This window comes from Streptomyces sp. NPDC048002, from assembly GCF_040653275.1.
Lineage (GTDB): Bacteria > Actinomycetota > Actinomycetes > Streptomycetales > Streptomycetaceae > Streptomyces.
Map to the genome: position 1 here is coordinate 309,196 of NZ_JBEZNL010000004.1, position 19,651 is coordinate 328,846.

At 70.6% G+C, this 19,651-nt stretch carries 15 protein-coding genes and 2 pseudogenes; 11 read left to right on the top strand and 6 right to left on the bottom strand.

All coding sequences use genetic code 11. The features are described 5' to 3' along the window. Positions 1 to 19 precede the first annotated feature (19 nt). Positions 20 to 730 (bottom strand): GIY-YIG nuclease family protein, encoded by a 711-nt coding sequence (locus AB0E07_RS08795; protein WP_362247642.1) that lies wholly within the window; start codon positions 728 to 730, stop codon positions 20 to 22. Between the two features lie 162 nt (positions 731 to 892). Here AB0E07_RS08795 and AB0E07_RS08800 point away from each other — a divergent pair, with 162 nt between their 5' ends. Continuing rightward, positions 893 to 1,690 carry an alpha/beta hydrolase gene (locus tag AB0E07_RS08800; RefSeq protein ID WP_362247759.1) on the top strand — a complete coding sequence of 266 codons (798 nt, stop codon included), beginning with the start codon at positions 893 to 895 and terminating at the stop codon, positions 1,688 to 1,690. Between the two features lie 70 nt (positions 1,691 to 1,760). On the opposite strand, the gene AB0E07_RS08805 is transcribed toward AB0E07_RS08800, so the two are convergent. The 3 genes from AB0E07_RS08805 to AB0E07_RS08815 form a co-directional block, all read right to left on the bottom strand. Then, entirely contained in the window at positions 1,761 to 2,372 is a 612-nt protein-coding gene (locus AB0E07_RS08805; RefSeq protein ID WP_362247644.1) for a hypothetical protein, read from the bottom strand. 233 nt (positions 2,373 to 2,605) lie between these two features. Next, positions 2,606 to 3,268, bottom strand: a complete 663-nt coding sequence (locus AB0E07_RS08810) for a response regulator transcription factor (protein ID WP_362247646.1) — start codon at positions 3,266 to 3,268, stop codon at positions 2,606 to 2,608. Beyond that, positions 3,243 to 4,415, bottom strand: coding sequence for a histidine kinase (locus AB0E07_RS08815; RefSeq protein WP_362247648.1), 1,173 nt, complete (start codon positions 4,413 to 4,415; stop codon positions 3,243 to 3,245). The genes AB0E07_RS08810 and AB0E07_RS08815 overlap by 26 nt, the downstream gene beginning before the upstream one ends. 176 nt (positions 4,416 to 4,591) lie before the next feature. Here AB0E07_RS08815 and AB0E07_RS08820 point away from each other — a divergent pair, with 176 nt between their 5' ends. The 3 genes from AB0E07_RS08820 to AB0E07_RS08830 all read left to right on the top strand — a co-directional run bounded on the left by AB0E07_RS08820 (position 4,592) and on the right by AB0E07_RS08830 (position 9,424). Continuing rightward, on the top strand, positions 4,592 to 6,880 hold the full coding sequence (locus AB0E07_RS08820; protein ID WP_362247650.1) for an MMPL family transporter: 2,289 nt from the start codon (positions 4,592 to 4,594) through the stop codon (positions 6,878 to 6,880). A gap of 141 nt (positions 6,881 to 7,021) precedes the next feature. Continuing rightward, positions 7,022 to 8,209 carry an FAD-dependent oxidoreductase gene (locus tag AB0E07_RS08825; protein ID WP_362247652.1) on the top strand — a complete coding sequence of 396 codons (1,188 nt, stop codon included), beginning with the start codon at positions 7,022 to 7,024 and terminating at the stop codon, positions 8,207 to 8,209. 141 nt (positions 8,210 to 8,350) lie between these two features. After that, positions 8,351 to 9,424, top strand: a complete 1,074-nt coding sequence (locus tag AB0E07_RS08830; protein ID WP_362247654.1) for a MerR family transcriptional regulator — start codon at positions 8,351 to 8,353, stop codon at positions 9,422 to 9,424. A gap of 66 nt (positions 9,425 to 9,490) precedes the next feature. Here AB0E07_RS08830 and AB0E07_RS08835 read toward each other — a convergent pair whose 3' ends face one another. After that, positions 9,491 to 9,895: an FKBP-type peptidyl-prolyl cis-trans isomerase gene (locus AB0E07_RS08835; RefSeq protein ID WP_362247656.1), complete on the bottom strand. Its 405-nt coding sequence runs from the start codon at positions 9,893 to 9,895 to the stop codon at positions 9,491 to 9,493. A gap of 107 nt (positions 9,896 to 10,002) precedes the next feature. On the opposite strand from AB0E07_RS08835, the gene AB0E07_RS08840 reads away from it, so the two are divergent. The 7 genes and pseudogenes from AB0E07_RS08840 to AB0E07_RS08870 form a co-directional block, all read left to right on the top strand. Then, entirely contained in the window at positions 10,003 to 11,289 is a 1,287-nt protein-coding gene (locus AB0E07_RS08840; protein ID WP_362247658.1) for a low temperature requirement protein A, read from the top strand. A gap of 534 nt (positions 11,290 to 11,823) precedes the next feature. Continuing rightward, the gene (locus tag AB0E07_RS08845) at positions 11,824 to 13,656 is read left to right on the top strand and encodes a protein kinase (RefSeq protein ID WP_362247659.1); all 1,833 of its coding nucleotides are present in this window, start codon (positions 11,824 to 11,826) and stop codon (positions 13,654 to 13,656) included. Between the two features lie 73 nt (positions 13,657 to 13,729). Continuing rightward, on the top strand, positions 13,730 to 15,637 hold the full coding sequence (locus AB0E07_RS08850; protein ID WP_362247661.1) for an FHA domain-containing protein: 1,908 nt from the start codon (positions 13,730 to 13,732) through the stop codon (positions 15,635 to 15,637). 356 nt (positions 15,638 to 15,993) lie between these two features. Then, on the top strand, positions 15,994 to 17,100 hold the full coding sequence (locus tag AB0E07_RS08855; RefSeq protein WP_362247761.1) for an MFS transporter: 1,107 nt from the start codon (positions 15,994 to 15,996) through the stop codon (positions 17,098 to 17,100). 103 nt (positions 17,101 to 17,203) lie between these two features. Then, on the top strand, positions 17,204 to 17,665 hold the full coding sequence (locus AB0E07_RS08860) for a hypothetical protein (RefSeq protein ID WP_362247663.1): 462 nt from the start codon (positions 17,204 to 17,206) through the stop codon (positions 17,663 to 17,665). A 114-nt stretch (positions 17,666 to 17,779) separates the two neighbouring features. Beyond that, positions 17,780 to 17,935 (top strand): annotated as a pseudogene (locus tag AB0E07_RS08865) (M23 family metallopeptidase); the annotation flags it as partial. Positions 17,936 to 18,218: 283 nt separating this feature from the next. Further along, a pseudogene (locus tag AB0E07_RS08870) lies at positions 18,219 to 18,549 on the top strand (peptidoglycan-binding protein); the annotation flags it as partial. Positions 18,550 to 18,706: 157 nt separating this feature from the next. Here the strand turns inward: AB0E07_RS08870 and AB0E07_RS08875 are convergent. After that, positions 18,707 to 19,645, bottom strand: a complete 939-nt coding sequence (locus tag AB0E07_RS08875) for a hypothetical protein (protein WP_362247665.1) — start codon at positions 19,643 to 19,645, stop codon at positions 18,707 to 18,709. Between the last annotated feature and the right edge of the window lie 6 nt (positions 19,646 to 19,651).

Consider the following 19,651-nt stretch of genomic DNA (forward strand, 5'->3'; position numbering starts at 1 on the left):
CGTCACCCGGCAGTCTTCATCAACCGCTCGGCATGGCACCGACGTAGGCGTCGATCAGCCGGGCCGCCTCACCGAATTCCACGCGGAAGAACTCACGGTCCTTACGCAGCCGGTACTCCGCGAGCAGCGCGTGGACCTCGGATTCGACGTGGCGGGCATGCGGAACCATCCAGGCCCCGCGCGCCCCGTACGGGATCGGTACGCCGGTCGAGGCATTGATCTCCCGCGCACGAGTGGCGATGTCCCTGTCCGTGTAGCCCACCTTCAGGATGCCGGGCGTCTCGCGGGTCGACAGCACGTAGATGAAACCGTGGCCCGGCTTGCGCAGCGGCGTTCCCGCGACGAAGCGCTGGAGGGTTTCAACCAGCCCTCGACCGCTCAGTGAGGCGATGAGCCGGGCCGTCTCGGTGCTTTCGCAGGCTTGTATCGCCCGGCGGAGCGCGAGAAGTTCACCGGATGCCGCCCGCGCTGTCCGGTAGGCCGGAAAGCCGAGTTGGCTCCAGACCGTGAACCAGTCCCACTGGTCCTTCTTGTAGGTGCGCGTGTACAGCCCCTTGATCACGGACAGGTCGTCCAGCCGTCCGAGAGCCCCGGTACGGCCGTTGGCCAGCGTCTCCAGCGTGGTCAGTGCAGCCCTGGTGCGTTCGGCCTGCACGTTGGGCTTGATCGGCGCCATGCCGAAGCCCCACTTCTGCTCGACCCTGCCCGGTTCTCTCACCTCTGCGCTCATTCGAGTGATCTTACGAATGGCTCCTGGGCGGGGTTGGGACAGGGGCCCTCATTGTCCTGCCAGGGCGAAATAGCAGCAAGGGAGCGGATTACGCCTCGGCCGTCCGGCGCTTCCTACGTCCGTGACCTCGCCCAGATCGAGCAGGCGAACGCCTCCGGCCGCATTCCCGCCGTGTTCATTCATGGTCTGTGGCTGCTGCCCACCAGTTGGGACCGCTGGGCCGCCGTTTTCGAGGAAGCCGGCTTCGCCCCGGTCCTGCCCGGCTGGCCCGACGACCCGGAGACGGTCGAGGAAGCCAACGCCCACCCGGAGGTGTTCGCCGGCAAGAGTGTCGGGCAGGTCGCCGACCACTTCTGCGACCTGATAGGCAAGTTGGAGAGGAAGCCCGTCGTCGTCGGCCATTCCTTCGGCGGCCTGATCACCCAGATCACCGCCGGACGGGGGCTGTCGCAGGCATCCGTCGCCATCGACCCGGCCCCGTTCCGCGGAGTCCTGCCGCTCCCGCTGTCCTCCCTGCGCGCGGCGAGCGCGGTCCTGGGCAACCCCGCCAACTACCACCGCGCCGTACCGCTGACGTACGAGCAGTTCCGCTACTCCTTCGCCAACGCCGTCAGCGAGGAGGAGGCGCGCGAGCTGTACGACACCTTCGCCGTTCCCGCCCCCGGTGAGCCCCTGTTCCAGGCCGCGGCAGCCAACCTCAACCCCTGGACCGAGGTCAAGGTGGACACCACCGCCGCAGACCGAGGCCCCCTGCTGATCATCTCCGGCGAGAAGGACCACACCGTCCCCTGGGTCATCGCGAACGCCTCCTACAAGAGGCAGGCGCAGAACGAGCACGCCGCGACCGAGATCACCGAAATGCCCGGCCGGGGCCATGCCCTGACGATCGACGACGGTTGGCGCGAGGTCGCCGACACCGCGCTCACCTTCGTACGGCGATTCGTCGCCCCGACTACCTGACAGGCGTCGCCCGGCTGGCCCTCCCGCCGGCCCTGCGCCGACGGCTCACCTCGTCGGCCGCGCGACCGTGCTACCGGAGCCGACGGGTGCTCGGCTGCCGGATCCACAGCAGCCAGGCCATCAGGCAGGTTCCCGCGCCGAACACCAGGAGATCGGTGAGGGGGCCGGGTACGGAGCGGGCTGTGCGTTCGAGGAACACGGAGAGGATCAGGACCGTCAGGGCGCGGGCATAGCGGACTCGTGGGGCGAGCATCGTCCACGCCCCGACATACGGCTGCCAGAAGCGCCGGGTGGTGCCGGCGACTGCCAGCGCCGCGGCCACGGTCCCCAGGCTGACCAGAAACCGGATGAGGACGTTGCCGTCGAGCGCGTAGCCGATCGCGGACGACGCGGTCAGCACGATGACCGCGGTGGCCTCGACGGCGGCGGTGGCACGCGCCGCGCGTTTGGCGTCGAACGAGTGCACCACGGTACGGGCATCCTGGACCGGCTGGGACCGGTAGCTGGCGCGACCGCGGTGGCTGGCAGCGAAGGCATCGAGTGCGGTGAGGGCCTGCGCCCGACGGGCGGCGTCACCCCGCACGATGCGTACCAGGGTGTTCACAGCCTCGGCCTGCTTGTGCTCCGCGCTGCTCGACAGAGAGCTGACGGCATGGTCCATCTCCTGGCGGGGTCGGGTCATGGCCCCAGTGAAGCAGCCGTCACCGGCAGGCCACCCCAGCCTCGCCGTTCGGTATTTTGTGTCGGCCAGGGCGTGGGCGGGCTGCCTCTCGGGCGGCTCCCGGCGCACGGCCGGCGATCAGCCGTGCGCCGGCAGCCTTCCTTCGCGTCTGCTCACGAGACGCCGATGCGGCCTGGATCTGCCTCGCTTCCGCCTGCCGGTCTCAGCGGCGCCAGGAGCCCAATCCTCCCGGCTCAACTCATCGGGAGAATACGGCGTGTTTCGTACGCCCACATCGCGATCTCGACCCGGTTGCGGGCCCCGAGTTTGGCCATCAGGCTGGCCAGGTGCGTCTTCACCGTGCTGAGGCTGATGTGCAGTGCGTCGGCGACCTCGGTGTTGGTCAGCCCGCGGGCGACGGCGAGCAGCACCTGCTCCTCGCGGGCGGTGACGGGGGAGACCGGCTGGGCCACGGGCCGGCCGGCGGGCAGGTCCGCGAATGTCTGGAGCAGACGGACGGTGACGCTGGGCGCGATGAGCGCCTCGCCGTCGGACGCCGACCGTACGGCCTGGGCCAGCAGGTCCGGTCCCGTGTCCTTGAGGAGGAATCCGCGGGCACCGGCGCGCAGGGCGCCGTAGACGTACTCGTCGAGGTCGAACGTGGTGATGACGACCACGGCCAACGGGTCGTCGATACCCGGGCCGGCGACCAGCCGGGTGGCCTCCAGCCCGTCCAGCTCGGGCATGCGGATGTCGAACAGGCAGACGTCGGGGCGCAGTTCGCGGGCCAGACGCACCGCTTCCCGCCCGTCGGCGGCCTCGCCGACCACCTCGATACCGGGCTGGGCGTTCAGCATGATCCGCAACCCGGTGCGGACGATCGTCTGGTCGTCAGCGACGAGCACGCGAATGGACACCGCTCTCGCTCCTCGCTCTCGGAAGTTCGGCTTCGACGTGCCAGCCCCGGTCGATACCCGGGCCGGCTCGCAGCATGCCGCCGAGCAGGGTCGCGCGCTCGCGCAGTCCGGTCAGTCCGTATCCGTCGCGGCCCCGGCCGGTGCGTCGGCCGTTGTCGCGCACGCTCACGCTCACCGTGTGCCGTTCGGCGGCGACCCGGACGACGAGTTCGGTCGCGTCGACCGCGTGACGCAGCGCGTTGGTCACCGACTCCTGCACGATCCGGTAGACGGCCGCGTCCACGGCCGGTGGCAGCGCGTCCAGTTCGCCGTCGAGCCGCAGGTCGACCTTGAGGCGGCCACGCGGAGTGCGCACCAGGCGTTCCAGATCCGCGACTCCCGCAGGCGGCGCCAGTTCCGCGCCCACCCCGCGGTCGCGCAGCGTGGCGACCATGGCGCGCATTTCCTCCAACGTGCGCGCTCCCTCCTCCTCCAGCCCCTCCAGCGCTTCGACGGCGGCGGACGGGTCGGTGTCCGCGAGCACCCGGCCCGCCTGCGCGATGATCACCATGGCCGACACGTGATGGGCCACCGTGTCGTGCAGTTCCCGGGCGAGCTGCTCGCGCTCGCGGGAGCGCACCTGCTCCAACTGCCGCTCGCGAGCGGTCCCCCGGAACCGTACGGCGGCCCCGATCACGCCGGGCAGCAGAAGGAACACGAAGCCCACGACCTGTTCGACGATCGCGGTCCCGTCGGTGACGGAACACAGAGCGCCGGCCGCGAGGATCACCGCGCCGCCCAGCACGATCTCGCGTCCCGACCCCCACCGGGGCAGCGCGTACACCAGCACGAGTACGACCGCGCCGGTGTACAGGCCCACGGGCTCGCGCGGTGCGGCGACGAGCGTGGCCAGCTGAAGCCCGGTCACCGAGCCGAACGCCAGCGTCACCGTCGCCAGCGGGCGGGTCCGCCGCCACAGGGGCAGCAGGCACAGCCATACGGTGAACACCACCGCCACCGGCCGCCACACGACGTCCTCGCGCAGGGCCGCCTCCAGCACCGCACCGCCCAGACCCGCGGCGAGCAGCGCCCAGTCCCGCCACACCCGGGCGGGCACGTCGGGTGGCCGGGGTTCGGTCCACAGGGTTCGCACGTCGTCTCGGAGCACGGTTCTCAGCCTAGGGACTGTGGCGCGGTCCGCATCGGCCGAAAGGACGGGGTCTTGCTCCGCCCTGAGGTCGACGGATCCGCGGCCCGCGGGCCGATGCCGCGCGGCGCCGTGGCGACGAGCCTCGGATCCGGCGGCCGCACAAGGACGGCCGACGAGGTGGTTGGAGGACCCCGATGCTCTCGAAAGCCCTGTTGCGTCTGGGCGTTGGCGCAGCCCGCCATCCCTGGCGGGTGATCGCGACATGGCTGCTCGCCACCACGCTCGCCGTCCTCGCCGCTGTCGCCTTCGGCGGGCGGACCGCGGACTCGATGACCGCTCCGGGACTGGACTCCGCTCGGGCCGCGGAACTGATCGAGCGGGCGGGCACCGGCCAGGAGGGGATGACCGCCCAAGTGGTCGTCACCCCCCTCGACGACGGCGCGTCGTTCTTCGGCGACGACGGAGCGCGCACCGCTCTCGCGCGGCTCCAGACCGAGGTGCGGCGACTGCCGCACGTACTCGGCACGAGCGACCCGGCGAGGGCGCTCGACGCGGGCGGGGACACTGCAGCGCGCGCCGGCCTCGTCTCGGCCGACGGGCGGATCGCGGTCGTACGGGTGCAGTACCCCGACCAGAGCCGGCTGTCGGCCGAAGACCTCGACGCCATCGTCGATCTCGGCGACCGGCTGCGCGCCGAACTGCCCCTGCGCATCGAGATGGGCGGGAACCTCTTCTACGTCTTCTCCGACGCCGACGGCGGCGCGAGCGAACTGATCGGCCTCCTAGCCGCGGCGGCGATCCTGTTTCTGGCCTTCGGTTCGCTCGTCGCCGCCGCGCTGCCGATCGGCATGGCGGTCTTCGGGCTGACCATCGGCGTGGCCACGATGACGCTACTCGCGGGAGTGACGGACGTTCCGACCTTCGCCCCCGTCCTGGGCAGCATGGTCGGGCTCGGAGTGGGCATCGACTACGCGCTGTTCGTGCTCGCCAGGCACCGGGAGTACCTCGCGCGCGGGCTCGAACCCCACGAGGCGGCGGGGCGCGCGGTGGCCACGGCGGGGCGGCCCGTGGTCTTCGCCGGCGGCGTTGTCGTCGTGTCGATCCTCGGCCTGGCGGTCGCGAACGTGCCGTTCATGACGGTGGGCGGGGTCGCCGTCTCGATCGTCGTCCTGACGATGGTCGTCGCGTCGGTGACGCTGCTGCCGGCCTTCCTCGGCGCTGCCGGCCCACGCCTGGCCCGCACCGGCCGGATCAGCCGGGCCTTGCGGACCAGGAAGCCGGGCCGACTCGCGCGGCGGCGGAACCCGGTGGCGGGCGCCGACCACGCCACCGGGTGGCGGCGCTGGATCGGGCACGTCAGCCGGCACCCCGTCCTGTACGCGGTCGGCGCGGCGGCGCTGCTTCTGACCGCGACACTGCCCGTGCTCGGCCTGCGCGTCGGCCTGCCCGACGACGGCTCACTGCCCCACAGCCGTACCGAGCGCCGCGCCTACGACCTCGTCGCCCAGGGGTTCGGCCCGGGCACCAACGGCCCCCTCGTCATCGCCGCGGACCCCGCCGGAGACCAGGGGGTGCTGGACCGCCTGGTCGGGGCGGTCTCGGCGGATCCGGGCATCGCATCCGTCGCCCCGACACACATCGACCGGGCCACCGGCATCGCGACCCTCGTCGTCTTCCCGACCACCAGCCCTCAGGACGAGGCCACGGCCGACACCATCGCCCGGCTGCGCACCGACGTGCTGCCCGAGGCGATCGGACACGGCCCGGCCAGGGCCCACGTGGGCGGCGCCGCCGCGAGCCTGTCCGACGTGGGCCAACGCACCAGCCAACGCCTGCCGCTCTTCGTCGCCGCCGTGCTGGCGATGTCGTTCCTGCTGCTGATGCTGGTCTTCCGCTCGGTCCTCGTACCGCTCAAGGCGGTCCTGCTGAACCTGCTGAGCATCGGCGCGTCCTACGGCCTCATGGTCGCGGTCTTCCAGTGGGGCTGGGGAGGCGCACTCATCGGGCTCGAAGCGACGGTTCCGATCGTGTCGTTCATTCCGATGTTCCTCTTCGCCATCCTGTTCGGCCTGTCGATGGACTACGAGGTCTTCCTCCTCTCCCGCGTACGTGAGGAGTACCTGCGCACCGGCGACAACGGCACGGCGATCGTCGAGGGCATCTCGCGCACCGCCCGGATCATCACCTCGGCCGCCCTCATCATGGTGGCGGTCTTCCTGTCCTTCGCCGTCGCCGACGACCCCTCCACCAAGATGTTCGGGCTCGGCCTGGCCACCGCGATCTTCATCGACGCCACGGTCGTACGCATGGTGCTGGTGCCGGCGACCATGACACTCCTCGGCCGGACCAACTGGTGGCTGCCGAAGTGGCTGGACCGGATCCTTCCCCGCGGCCCGGTCGGCACCGACGGCACCGACGGCACCGACGACACTGACGCGCACTCCACGGACGAGGCCCCCCGTCCACGGCTGGTCGACCGTTGACCCAACTCCCGCCCGCCCTCGGCGTCCGGCACGGAAGCCCCATCGGTCCCGCCCGGCTGCCGGGCCGCCCGACCCCCAGCTGTAGCGTGTGGGCGGGGTGCCGCGACTGCCCGGTGCCTGACCGCGACCGGAAGGTGTCCCGTGCGCCCATGTCACGCGGTGGTGGTCGGCGCCGGGATCGGCGGTCTGACTGCCGCTGTCGCACTGCACCGCCGCGGCTGGCGTGTCACCGTCTGCGAACGCGCCCCCGAACCGCCCACCACCGGCGCCGGTATCGGCCTGGCCCCCAACGCCCTGCGCGCCCTGGACGCCATCGGCCTGGACGCCGCCCATGCCGTCGGCAGTGCCGTACCCGCCACGATGGGCCTGCGCCGCTGGGACGGCACCTGGCTGGTGCGGGAGGCCACCACGGACATGGCGGCCCGGTACGGCATGCCGCCGATCGCCATTGCCCGCCCGGCCTTCACCGCCGCCCTCGCCGCTGCCCTGCCCCCGGCGGCCCTGCGCTACGGCACCGCCGTGACCGGTGTGGACGATGCCGAGGGCCGCCCGGTGGTCCGTACGGCAGCCGGCCCGGACCTGCCCGCCGATCTGGTCGTCGCCGCCGACGGCATCCACAGCCCGCTGCGCCGGACGTTCTTCCCCACCCACCCCGGCCTGCACTACATCGGCGAAACCGCCTGGCGGTGCCTCGTGGAGGCCCCGGAGCTGGAGGTGACGGCCACGAGCGAGACCTGGGGCCGGGGCGAGCGGGTCGGCATCACCCCGCTGTCCGACGGCCGGCTCTACCTCTACGCCACCGCGGTCGTCCCGGCCGGCACCCGCTGGGCCGACCCGCGCGCCGAACTGCGCCGCCGCTTCGGCTCCTGGCACGACCCGATCCCCGCCCTGCTGGAACGCGTCGGCCGCCTGGACGCGGCCGACGTCCTGCACAACGACCTCCACGACTTGGCGGCGCCCCTGCCCGCCCTGCACCACGGCCGGATCGCCTGGCTCGGCGACGCCGCCCACGCCATGGCCCCCAACCTCGGCCAGGGCGGCTGCCAGGCCATCGAGGACGCGGTGGTCCTGGCCCACCTGCTGCCCGCGGCCGACACCCCCGATACGGTCGCGGACCGGATCCCGACCGCTCTCGCCGCGTACACGGCCGCCCGCCGGGCCCGCACCGACGCCGTACGCGTCCGCGCCCGCCGGGTCGGTCGCCTGGGCGCCGTACGCAACCCGCTCGCGGCGGCCGCCCGGGACCTCGCGGTCCGCGCCACCCCGAACCGCCTGGCCCGCCGCGGCTTGGACGACCTCTTCACCGGCTTCCGCCTCCCCGGCCGCTAGGCATTCGGGAGGCGCGGCACCCCGCATGGGGCTGGGGGTAGGCGGCGTGCCTCAGCACAACCCTTGGTTGACCTTCACCTTGGGGGATGCCGCAGCATCAGTGGGGCCGGGCGAACCTGCTCGGCATGAGGAGGAGCGGGCATGGGGCTGATGACCATCGGGGCGTTCGCGAAGGCGGCCCGGCTGTCACCGAAGGCGCTGCGTCTGTACGACGAGCTCGGCGTACTGACCCCCAAGCGTGTCGACACGGTGACCGGCTACCGTCTCTACGCGCCCGAGCAGTTGGACCAGGCCCGCCTGGTCGCCTGGCTCCGGCGCCTGGGGATGCCGCTGGCCCGCATCCAGCCCGTCTGCGCACTGGACGCGGGACCGGCCGGGCAGGAGATCCGCGCGTTCTGGGCCCAGGTCGAGGCCGACACCGCCGCGCGGCGGGACCTGGCCACCTTCCTCATCGACCACCTGTCACGGAAGGAACCCGCCATGAACCCGACCGCCCCGTCCCTGGGAATCCGCTACGCCGCACTGTCCGATACGGGTCTGGTCCGCGAGACCAACCAGGACACCGCGTACGCGGGATCGCGCCTCCTCGCTGTCGCCGACGGCTGGGGCAGCCAGGGAGCCCCCGCCGGCGCGGCCGCCGTCGAGGCGTTCAAGCACCTCGAAACCGACAGCATCCCGGCCGGCCCACTCCTGAACGTCCTCGAAGACGTCATCGAACAGGCCAAGCAGGCCGTGCACGACGTCGCCGCGACGGCCTCCGCAGCCGAGGGCACCGGCACGACCCTCACCGCGATGCTCTGGACCGGATCACAGCTGGCCCTCGTCCACATCGGCGACTCCCGCGTCTACCTCCTGCGCGGCGGAGAGCTGTTCCAGATCACCCACGACCACACCATGGTCCAGTCGATGATCGACGAAGGACGCCTCAGCCCGGAAGAAGCCGCCTCCCACCCCCAACGGTCACTTCTGGTCCGGGCTTTGGGCCCGGGAACCGACACCCATCCCGACCTGCGCCTGCACGACGCCCAACGGGACGACCGGTACCTGCTCTGCTCCGACGGCCTGTCGACTGTCGTGCCCACCCCGGAAATCCAGCGGGCACTCTCCGAGACCAGTGATCCCGACCAGGCCGTCCGTGAACTCATCACCCTCGCCAACGCCTCCGGCGGCCCCGACAACATCAGTTGCGTGATCGCAGACGTCGTGGAGCTCTAGCCGGCGCCGGGATCTCGGCGAGACGAAGCCTCGGCCGAGAGAGAGCCGGCCGAGGCTTCCCGCCAGCTAAGAGTTGCTCCATCCGGTGGTGCTGGAGTACGAGTCCAGCAGGTCCACCACGAAGATCAGGGTCGAGCCCGGCGGGATCAGAGACGAAGGCGACTGATTGCCGTAGCCGAGGCGCGGGGGGACGATGATTTCGCGTCGACCGCCGACCTTCATGCCCCTCACCCCCCGGTCCCAGCCCTTGATGACCTTTCCGCTGCCCAGGCCGAACTTGTAGGGCTGACCGCGGTCCCAGGAGGCATCGAACTCCTTCCCGGACTCGAAGGTCACCCCGACGTAGTGGACCCTGACCACCATGCCCGGCTTCACCTCGGCTCCGTCTCCGACGATCAGGTCCCGGATGGTCAGCTCGGTAGGAGCGTCACCCTTCGGAACATCGACTTGGGGTTTCGTCAGTTCAGTCATAGCAGCCTCATCACTATCAGTCGGAAGCCGTCGCGGGGACCAGTTGAGACATGGACACTCCGTGCAGCTGAGACGTTCGCCGTCACCTTCGAGCGAAGATGATGCGCATGAGCGAATCGCGAAGTGCCGGTACCGGAGGCAGAGGCAGGCTCGCGCACCGACTGGTGCCGATGACCGGACGTAACCCCGAGGAGATCGGCCGGGTCGCCACACCGCTGGAGCTGTTGTTCGACCTGACCTTCGTCGTCGCGGTCGGCACCGCGGCCCTGCACTACTCCGAACTGCTCGCCGACGGGCATCCCGGGCAGGCTGTCGGCGCGTTCCTCCTCGCCATGTTCGCGATCAGCGTCGCCTGGATCGGCTTCAGCTGGTTCGCCTCCGCGTTCGGCACGGACGACTGGCTCTACCGCGCGCTGACGATGGTGCAGATGACCGGCGTCGTCGTCTTCGCGCTCGGGATCCCCGCGATGTTCCACTCCGTCGAAGAGGGCGACCACCTGGAACTGCGGGTCATGGTCCTCGGCTACATCGTGATGCGCGTCGCCGTGGTGCTGCAATGGTGGCGCGTGTCCCGCCAGTCCCCGTCGTATCGCAAGGTGGCCGGGGCGAACATCCTGTGGACCCTGATCGCCCAGGTCGGGTGGACCGTGGTGGCGTTCGCGGATCTGCCGCTCCTGGCAGCGGTCATTCTTGTCGTCGTGCTCGGAACGCTGGAGCTGCTGCTGCCGCTGTTCGCCCAGGGCGGGGCCGGCGGCACGCCCTGGCATCCGCACCATGTCGCCGAGCGCTACGGCCTGTTCGCGATCATCGTGCTGGGGGAGAGCGTGGTCGGTACCGTGGCCTCCTCGGGCGATCTCCTCGGCGGCGCGGACGGGACACACTGGACAGGCAACGCCGTTGCCGTCGTCGTCGCGGGCGTCGGACTGACCTTCGGGATGTGGTGGGTCTACTTCTCCACCCCCTTCGGCGACATCCTCGTCCACCGCCGCGGGCGCGGATACCTCTTCGGCTACGGGCACATCCCCGTCTTCCTCGGCATCGCGGGTGTCGGAGCGGGACTGCACGTGGCCGGGCTGTACATGGAACACCACGCGCATCTCGGCCCAACCGCCGTCGTGCTGTCCCTGGCTCTCCCGGCCGGTCTCTATCTGCTCATGGTCTACCTGCTCCACACCTTGCTGTTGTCGGCCGCCGACCGCTTCCACCTCCTCCTCATCACTCTCACCCTCGTCGTGCTGGCCGCAGCCGTACTGCTGTCGGCCGCAGGGGTCTCCGTCGCGGTGTGTCTGCTCGTGGTCATGCTCGCCCCCTATGTCACCGTGATCGGATACGAGACGATCGGCTACCGCCATCAGCAACAGATGCTGAACCAGCTGCCCTCTCGGCGCCCGTGACAGCTCGATCGCAGCCCCTGGGTCAGCGATCGAATTTCGTGCGCGGGACGTCTTCCGCGAAATTTTCCGCTCGACATTGAACGCCGAGGCTCATTGGTACGTTGATGGGGCAGGGGGCCCTGTGATGCCGGCCGTTGGGGACCAAGCGCGCGTCGTGCGATGCGCCGCCGGCATCGGCCGAACACGGGGAACAACGGGGGATGCGCAAGTGTGGCTGGCGACAGGCCAAAGACGGGTTCGACCGGGTGGGCGCAGGCAACGCGCAGCCCTCGCACGGCAGTACGATCGGTGCCGGATGAGTCCATGGGCAGGTAGAGGATCCATCCGCCGACAGTCCGTCGCTTCGTGTCCGTTCCCCGAATCAACACGGGGCGGGTCGGGCCTCCCGCGTGGGCGAGGCGCGGTGGTACGCGTCTCCATCCGGCGTGGTTCTGTCGGTACTTCAGGCGATGCCGTCCGCGCGTGGTCGGTGATCCGGGGGCCGCGTCCCCGCCCCGACGAGCCGCTTGCGTGTCGAAAGGAAGAAACACGCTGATGACCGATCAGGACTCCGGGTCCCAGAAGACAGAGCGTCCGCGGGTGGTCGCCGGACGCTATGCCCTGGTGTCGCCCCTCGGCGAAGGCGGCATGGGCACCGTGTGGCGCGCCCGTGACCAGGTGTTGCAGCGCGAGGTCGCCATCAAGGAGGTCCGGGCACCGGCCGGGCTCTCCGCGGCAGCCATCGAGCGGATGTACACGCGACTGGAGCGCGAGGCGTGGGCCGCGGCACGCGTGGCGCACCGGGGCGTGATCACCGTCCATGACGTGGTCATGGAGGACGGCCGTCCGTGGATCGTCATGGAGCTGGTCCGCGGCCGGTCACTGGCCGCCCTACTGGAGGCCGAGGGCACGCTCACCCCTCGCCGAGCCGCGTTCATCGGTGGCGAGGTCCTGGCCGCACTCCGCGCCGCCAATGAGGCCGGTGTACTGCACCGCGACGTCAAGCCGGCCAACGTGATGATCGCCGACGACGGCAGGGTCGTGCTCACCGACTTCGGCATCGCCACGGTCGAGGGCAGTACGGCCCTCACCATGACCGGAGAGGTCGTCGGTTCGCCTGAATTCCTGGCGCCCGAGCGGGCGTTGGGCAGGGAACCCGGACTCGCGTCCGACCTGTGGTCGCTCGGCGTGCTGCTGTACGCGGCGGTGGAGGGGATCACACCCTTCCGCCAGAACACTCCGCTCAGCACCTTGCGGGCCATCGTGGACGAGCAGTTGCCCCCCGCCCGCCGGGCCGGTCCGCTCACCGCCGTCATCGACGGGTTGCTGCGCAAGGACCCGGACGAACGCCTCGGTGCCGAACAGGCGGCGCGTGACCTGCTTTTGGTGAGCGAGGGCGGCGCTCCCGAGACGGGCACCGCTGATGTACCCACCGTCACCGGGGATTCCGTGACGCAGACGGTGACGGGGCTGGCCCGGACCGCGTCTGCGGCTGACGCCGAGACCCCGTACGCGACACCGGTCATCGCCGAAGACCAGGCCGGGACTTCGAGCACGACACAGGTGTCCCCGGTTCGGTCAGAGACGGAGCACGACCCCGCGGCCGCAGTCACGGCTACGACCACTGCCGCGGCCCCGGAGCAGGCCCCGGCCACGGCGCAGGGTCCGGCCCCGGCGCAGGGTCCGGCCTCGGCGCCCGCGACGAGCCCCGCCCGACCAGGTCCGGGCGACACCCACGTAGCGCAACAGCCGGCCCCCGCGCGGTCCGAGGGCCCGCCTCCCACCGTCACCGGGTTCCCGGCGCAGCCACCGCACCCCTACGGCGCGCACCCGGATCCCACCACGGCGGGAGCAGCCCTTCCCCAGGAACCCCCTGCTCGGCGCAGTCGGCGCGGCGCCGCACTGATGGTGGGCGCGCTCGTCGCCGCGCTCGTGGTCGGCGGGACCGGATACACGCTCATGAACGCCGGGGACGACGACAAGGCGAAGAACCAGAGCCAGGACGCCGGGTCCGGTGCGGGAGCCGACGAGCAGGACGGCGCCGCTTCCGAGGGCGTGCGGATGAACGTGACCGGTGAACGGACGACGTACTCGGGCCCGTGTCCGCCGGCCAACGGCGAGGCGCCCACCTTCACGGCGACCTTCACGGTGGACCGCCTGCCCGCGCAGTTCTCCTACCGGTGGGTGTCCACGGACGGCACGGTCACCGACGACGAGTGGCGGACGATGTCCTTCCCGAACGGTGGCAGCCTCACCAAGGAAGTCAGCGTCAGCCTGACGACGTGGGCGAAGGCCGGCACCTTCGAGAGCGCGATCGGCGTAGAACTCAACGCGCCGCTCAGCGGCAGGTCCAACACGGTGCCGCTGTCCCTGACCTGCACGGCCTGATCATTCCGTTGTCGGGTGGACCGCCTGACGCGGTCCTCCCTTTTCCAGTTCAGTTTGTTCGCTAGGAGTGCGAGTGCCATCGGTCATCGTGGGCCAGACGGGTCCCTTCACCGGTCAGAGCGTGGTCCTGGGCGCCCAGCCCCTGACCTTCGGACGCAAGAGCGACAACGGCGTCGTCATCGTCAGTGCGAGCGCTTCACGTCTGCACGCGGAGATCGTCCTGGAGGACGCGGGCTTCGTTCTCCACGACCGCAGCCGGAACGGCACGTTCGTCAACGAGGTACGCGTCACCCGGCACGCACTCCGGGCCGGCGACCTCATCCGGATCGGTGACGAGACCTTCCTGTTCGAGGCCCAGGAAGCCCTGGAGACGGTCATGGACCTCTCCCTCCTCGACATGCCCCGGGCGCAGGCCTCCGCCGATCCCGGCCTGCTGCGCGTCACGATCACCGGCGGGGGACCGGTCGGCCTCGCCTTCGCGCTGACGCTGGAGAGCATGCTGCCCGGGAGGGTCGCCGTCACGATCCACGAAGGGCGCTGGATCAAGAACGGCTCCGCCGTGGTCTGGAAGGACGAGACCCACGGCAACACCCGGCGCCAGCAGGTCGTGACCGTACAGAGCCGCCAGTACCTCGCGCTCCCCGACGAGTTGCGCACGGCGCTGTTCACCTCCGGCGACTACACGGAGATGTGGCCGGTCGGACCGGACTCGGTGGAGGGCAGCCCTCCCCGCAACATCCGGATCGCCCACATCGAGGACCGGCTGCTGGAACTGGCGAACACGAAGCCGGCGATCAGGCTCGTACCGCGACGGTTCGATCCCTCGGAGCACCAGGGACGGCTCAGCCAGGAACACGTCCTGGTGGTCTGCGAGGGCGGACGGTCCCGCACCCGGGAGTACTACGGCGACCGCTTCGGCGCGGCCGACGCGTCGATCTACTCCCTCGACGGCGACCATCTCCAGGACGTGGTGCTGGGCCTGCGGGTGAAGTCCCCCCTCCCGGACCCCATGAGTGTGCTGCTGACCGTCTCCCAGAACCGATTCCTGCTCAACTCCCTGCGCGGCGAGGGCTTCTTGAACATGCGCCTCACTCGTGAGGAGGCCAGGAACGTCGTCGGTATCGACCCCGTACGCCAGGTCTTCGAGGAGTGCATCGCCTCCCGCCCCTGCGTCATGAGCCGTGGGGAGGAGAACGAGTTCGTCTGCCCCACGCACGGGACGCTGTTCCTGCCCGCCCTGCTGCGCAGCTCGCCGCTGTGGAAGCGGATCCGGGAAGGGCTCCGGCTGTTCGGCATGGACGAGGAGGCCCTCACCGCCGTGACCTCGTTCCGGCTGGACATGGTCCAGCGTCCGCGGTTCACGGCGCAGTTGACCCGCCCGACCGCGACGAGCCCGGGCACGTACGGATTCCTGCTGGGCGACGCGGCCAACGCCATCCACTTCTGGCCGGGCCGCGGCCTCAACAGCGGTCTGGCCTCCGCCACTTCACTGGCCCGCTCGCTGAGCCGCGCCTGGCAGGGCAAGCCCTTGCGGGACGCCGACTTCATCCGGCACGAGGCGGCCATGTCGATGCTCCAGTACCGGCACAAGAGCCGTGCCTGGAACGCCATGGTCACCACGGACGAGCACGGGGTCACCCGTGCCATCAAGGACATCATCGCCCGCAGCATGGAACCGACGCCGGACGCCGACGCCGCGGCCCCGGACTTCCACCTCGACGCCCTGCTGGAGAGGATGGGCTCCATACGCGACCGGCTCAGCTCCCGCCTGCCCGGCATGCCGACCGACGATGAGCTGCGCGCCCACCTCTCGACACTGGCCCCCGCCACACTGCGCACGCTCTGGGAGAGCGGCGCCTGGGACACCCTGATCGTCGGTGGCGAGGAGGCCGACATCGACCTCTTCTACCAGTCGGACTCCCCGGTCTACGTCCCACGCCCGGCGGACCCGCGAAGCCTCCCGTCCAACCTCGCACCGTAGCCAACTCGCAGCGCGTTCCACGGGGTTTCGCATCCCGTATGCCCGCCGGCGCTCGCGCCAGAGGCGGAGGCACCGATCACGGGTCTGTGCGGTGAGAAGACTCACCGCACAGACCCCGCACCGGACTTGAGGGCCGCCGGCCCCGGGCATGCCCCAGTTGGGCTTGGGGATCCCGAAGGGCAGGGGTGTGGTCGCAGACCTGCCAGCTACTTCCTGTGAGGTCTGCTGGACTGATCGCGAATCCCGCTGCCTTCACAGGACGGAACGCCATGCAGTCAACCACCGCCGTTGCAGGCGACGGCACATCCTTACCCTCCCGGTCCCCGCTGGTGGAGTGGCTCGCTGTGTTCTCGGTGATGCTGGGGATCTTCGTCATCGTGACCACCGAGATCCTGCCGATCGGTCTGCTGACCTCGATCGGATCGAGTTTCGGCGTCTCGGACGGGACCGCCGGTCTGATGATGACCGTGCCGGGCTTCGTGGCGGCGATCGCCGCTCCCTTGGTCACTGTGGCGACGGCACGCCTCGACCGCCGACTGATGCTGTGCGTCCTCATGTTCCTGCTGGCCGTGGCGAACTTCCTTGCCGCCGCTGCACCCAGCTACTGGCTGGTGCTGGCCTCCCGGGTCATGGTCGGGGTCACGATCGGCGGCTTCTGGTCGATCGGGGCGGGGTTGGCGGAGCGTCTGGTGCCGCCGGCGTCGGTGGGCAGGGCCACGGCGGTGATCTTCTCTGCCGTACCGCTGGGATCCGTCCTCGGTGTGCCGATGGGCACTCTCATCGGTGATCTCGCCGGATGGCGGACGGCCTTCACCGTCATGGGAGCAGCCACGGTCGGCGTGCTGGTCATGCTGTTCTGGTTCGTACCGCCGCTGCCTGCGGTCCGGGCCACCCGCCTGGGCGTGCTCAACAGCATGCTCCGCAGCAGGAGCACTCGCTTCGCCCTCCTGCTGACGTTTCTCGTGGTGCTGGCGCACTTCGGCACCTACACCTACGTGACACCGTTCCTCGAACAGGTCACCCACGCCGGCGGTCATCTGATCACTGCTCTCTTGCTGCTCTACGGCGTTGCCGGCGTCCTCGGCACCTTCCTGGGCGGCGCCTGGGTGGCCCGGTACCCACGCATGGTCTTCGGCCTCGCTGCCGCCCTGATCGCCGGGGTGACCCTCCTGCTTCCGGCGCTGGGCCGCTGGGAGGTCGGCGCGGTCGTGCTGCTCAGTGTGTGGGGCATCGCGTACGGCGCCGTACCGGTCGCGTCGCAGACCTGGTTCGCCAAGGCGGCGCCGCACGCCCCGGAAGCGGCATCCGTCCTGTTCACCGCCACCTTTCAGGCGACGATCTCGATGGGTGCCCTGGTCGGGGGAGTCGTCCTGGACCGCACCTCAGTGTCGACGCTCATGGTGCTGGGCGGTTGCACCGCACTGCTCATGGTCCTGGCGGTGTGCGGCGACTTCGGTGGGTAGGGCGGTGGTGAGGAGATGCGGTGCCAGCACCGCATCGGGCCCCAAGGGAACCGAGAACAGCAAGGGCGACGCTGGAAGCGCCCAGGATCACGGGTGGTTGCTGATGCGATACGCGCGGGTGGAACCGCTCGCCGACTACTACGGCTTCGCACTTGATCCGCAGCCGTATCTCGATGCTCTGGCCGGGCTCGCGGAGGACCTTCCTCCGGGGGCCCGGGAGTGGGCCTGGGACCCGGCCCACTACGACTTCTCCTCCGTCCGGTGCGTCAAGGACCTCACCGTCGGACGGATCGGGCTGGTGGACGAAGGCCCGCGGCTTGTCGTGGAGATCGACCTGCGGCCCAACAAGTGGAAGCACGACGAGGGCCTGCTGTTGCGGTACTCGGACGTCCGGAACCTGCGGGTCGACACGGACGAGGGCGACGGCACCGAGCCCCGGCTCGGCAGCCTCCAACTCGACGAGGCGCTTCCCCACCCGGCGGGCGTCGCCCACGAGATCGCCTTCACCAACGGCTCGGTCCTCGTCGTCGCGGCTGATCTGACCGCGCGGTGGCACCAGGTCTGACAGCACGCGTACGCTCCCAAGCTCAAGGGGTGAGTTCCAGGGGCCGATGCCGTACGGGTGATCGACTGGCTGCCGGCGGCATCAGAGTGAACCGGCCCAGCACACAGCCACCAGTTGGAGCCTCGATACGGGCAGCGCTACTTCACCACCTACCTGCACCTGCAGAGCCGCGCTGTCAGCGTCGGCCAGACGGTGCAGCGCGGCCAGTTGATCGGCCGGGTCGGCAGGACCGGGCCCACCTCCAACAACCACCCGCACCTGCACTTCGAGCTCGCCTACGACGCCGACAACAACGGATCCGCCACCTGGGGCAACCCCACCTCCGAACGGATCCGCCCCTGGTTCAACGGCGTCGAGTACGGCCAGGCCAACGGCCGGACCTGGCGGAACGTCACCAGCAACAACTGCGGCGGCGGCACACCGGCGCCCACCTGCACCGGCATCAACCTCGACTTCGCCGCGTACCCCCTCATCCAGCAGGGAGCCAACGGCAATCTGGTCAAGGCGGCCCAAATGCCGGCTGATCACCGCCGGACACAATCCGGGAGAACCGGACGGCGACTTCGGACCCAACACCGCGACGGCGACGAAGGCCTTCCCAGTCCGCCCGAGGCCTCACGGCCGACGGTGACATCGGCCCCAAGACCTGGACGGCCCTGCTGTCGTACGGCTCGACACCGGCCCTGCAGAACGGGTCGACCGGCGCGGACGTCAGCCGACTGCAACGAGCACTGACCGCGGCACTCGGCCGCACCGTGGGCATCGACGGCGACTTCGGCCCCAACACCGATCAAGCCGTACGCGACTACCAGACCAGCCGCGGCCTCGGCGTCGACGGCGACGTCGGCCTGCAGACCTGGACAGCCCTGCAGGCCGGACCATAGGCCGCCCTCGTGGGCGGGGAGGCACAGCCACTCCGCCCACGACCGCCGCCGGATCGGCCGCCAGTACATCCCGTGCATGAACGAAAAGGGGGCTGGCTTGCCGTGTCGTGACAGAGGGGCCGCGAACGACCATGTGCGACCTGCGGCTCGCTGCTTGTCAGTTCTGTCCGTACCCCGGGTTGTGCGGGGCAGGCGGGAAGGCCAGACCGGTCGGGGTACTGAGCCCTGTGAAGCCGAGTGTCACCTGTTCTCCTCCGGCCTCGCGGACGCGCACCACGCGGTTGTTGAACCCGTCGGCCACGTACAGGTGGCCGTTGCCGTCCAGGGAGAGTCCCAGCGGGGAGTTGAGCCCCGTGACGGCAACGGTGCTCTGCCGGCCGCTTCCGCCGGCGACCTTCACCACACGGTTGTTGCCGCTGTCGGCGATGTACAGGTCGCCTCCCGTGCTCAGCGCCAGCCCGGTCGGCTGGGAGAGGCCCGTCGTCGGGACCGTCTGCTGGCCGCCGCCGTCCACCGCGACCCTGACGACCCGGTCGTTGACGAAGTCGGAGACGTACAGATGCCCGTCGGGTGCCCAGGCCAGCCCCCAGGGGTGCAGCAGCCCCTCCGTGGCCAGCACCGTCCGGCCCCCGCCGTCGGCCGCCACCCTCACGATCCGGTCGTTGAAGCTGTCAGCGATGTACAGGTTCCCGACCGGGTCGACCGCGAGCCCCAGCGGGCGCGACAGATCTCCCGCCGGTACGACCGACTGCTCCCCACCGCCCGGGGGCAGGACGACGACCCGGTTGTTGCCGGTGTCGGAGACGTAGAGCCGGCCGGCCGCGTCCCGGGCCATACCGGTCGGACGCACCAGCCCGTCCAGGGGGACGGTGACCTGTTCACCGTGGGACAGGGTCAGCACCCGGTTGCCGCCGTAGTCGGACACGTACGGGGCCGGACCGACGGGAGTGCCTGCGTCACCGGCCCGGACGGCGTCGCTCGCCCCGGCGGGCAGCGCGCACAGCAGGACCAGACCCAGCGCGGCGGCCAGCCGCCGGGACCACCTCCGGGCCGGCCCGTGCCCGCTCGTCGCCGATCCGGCCGTCATCCGTTCCATGACTTG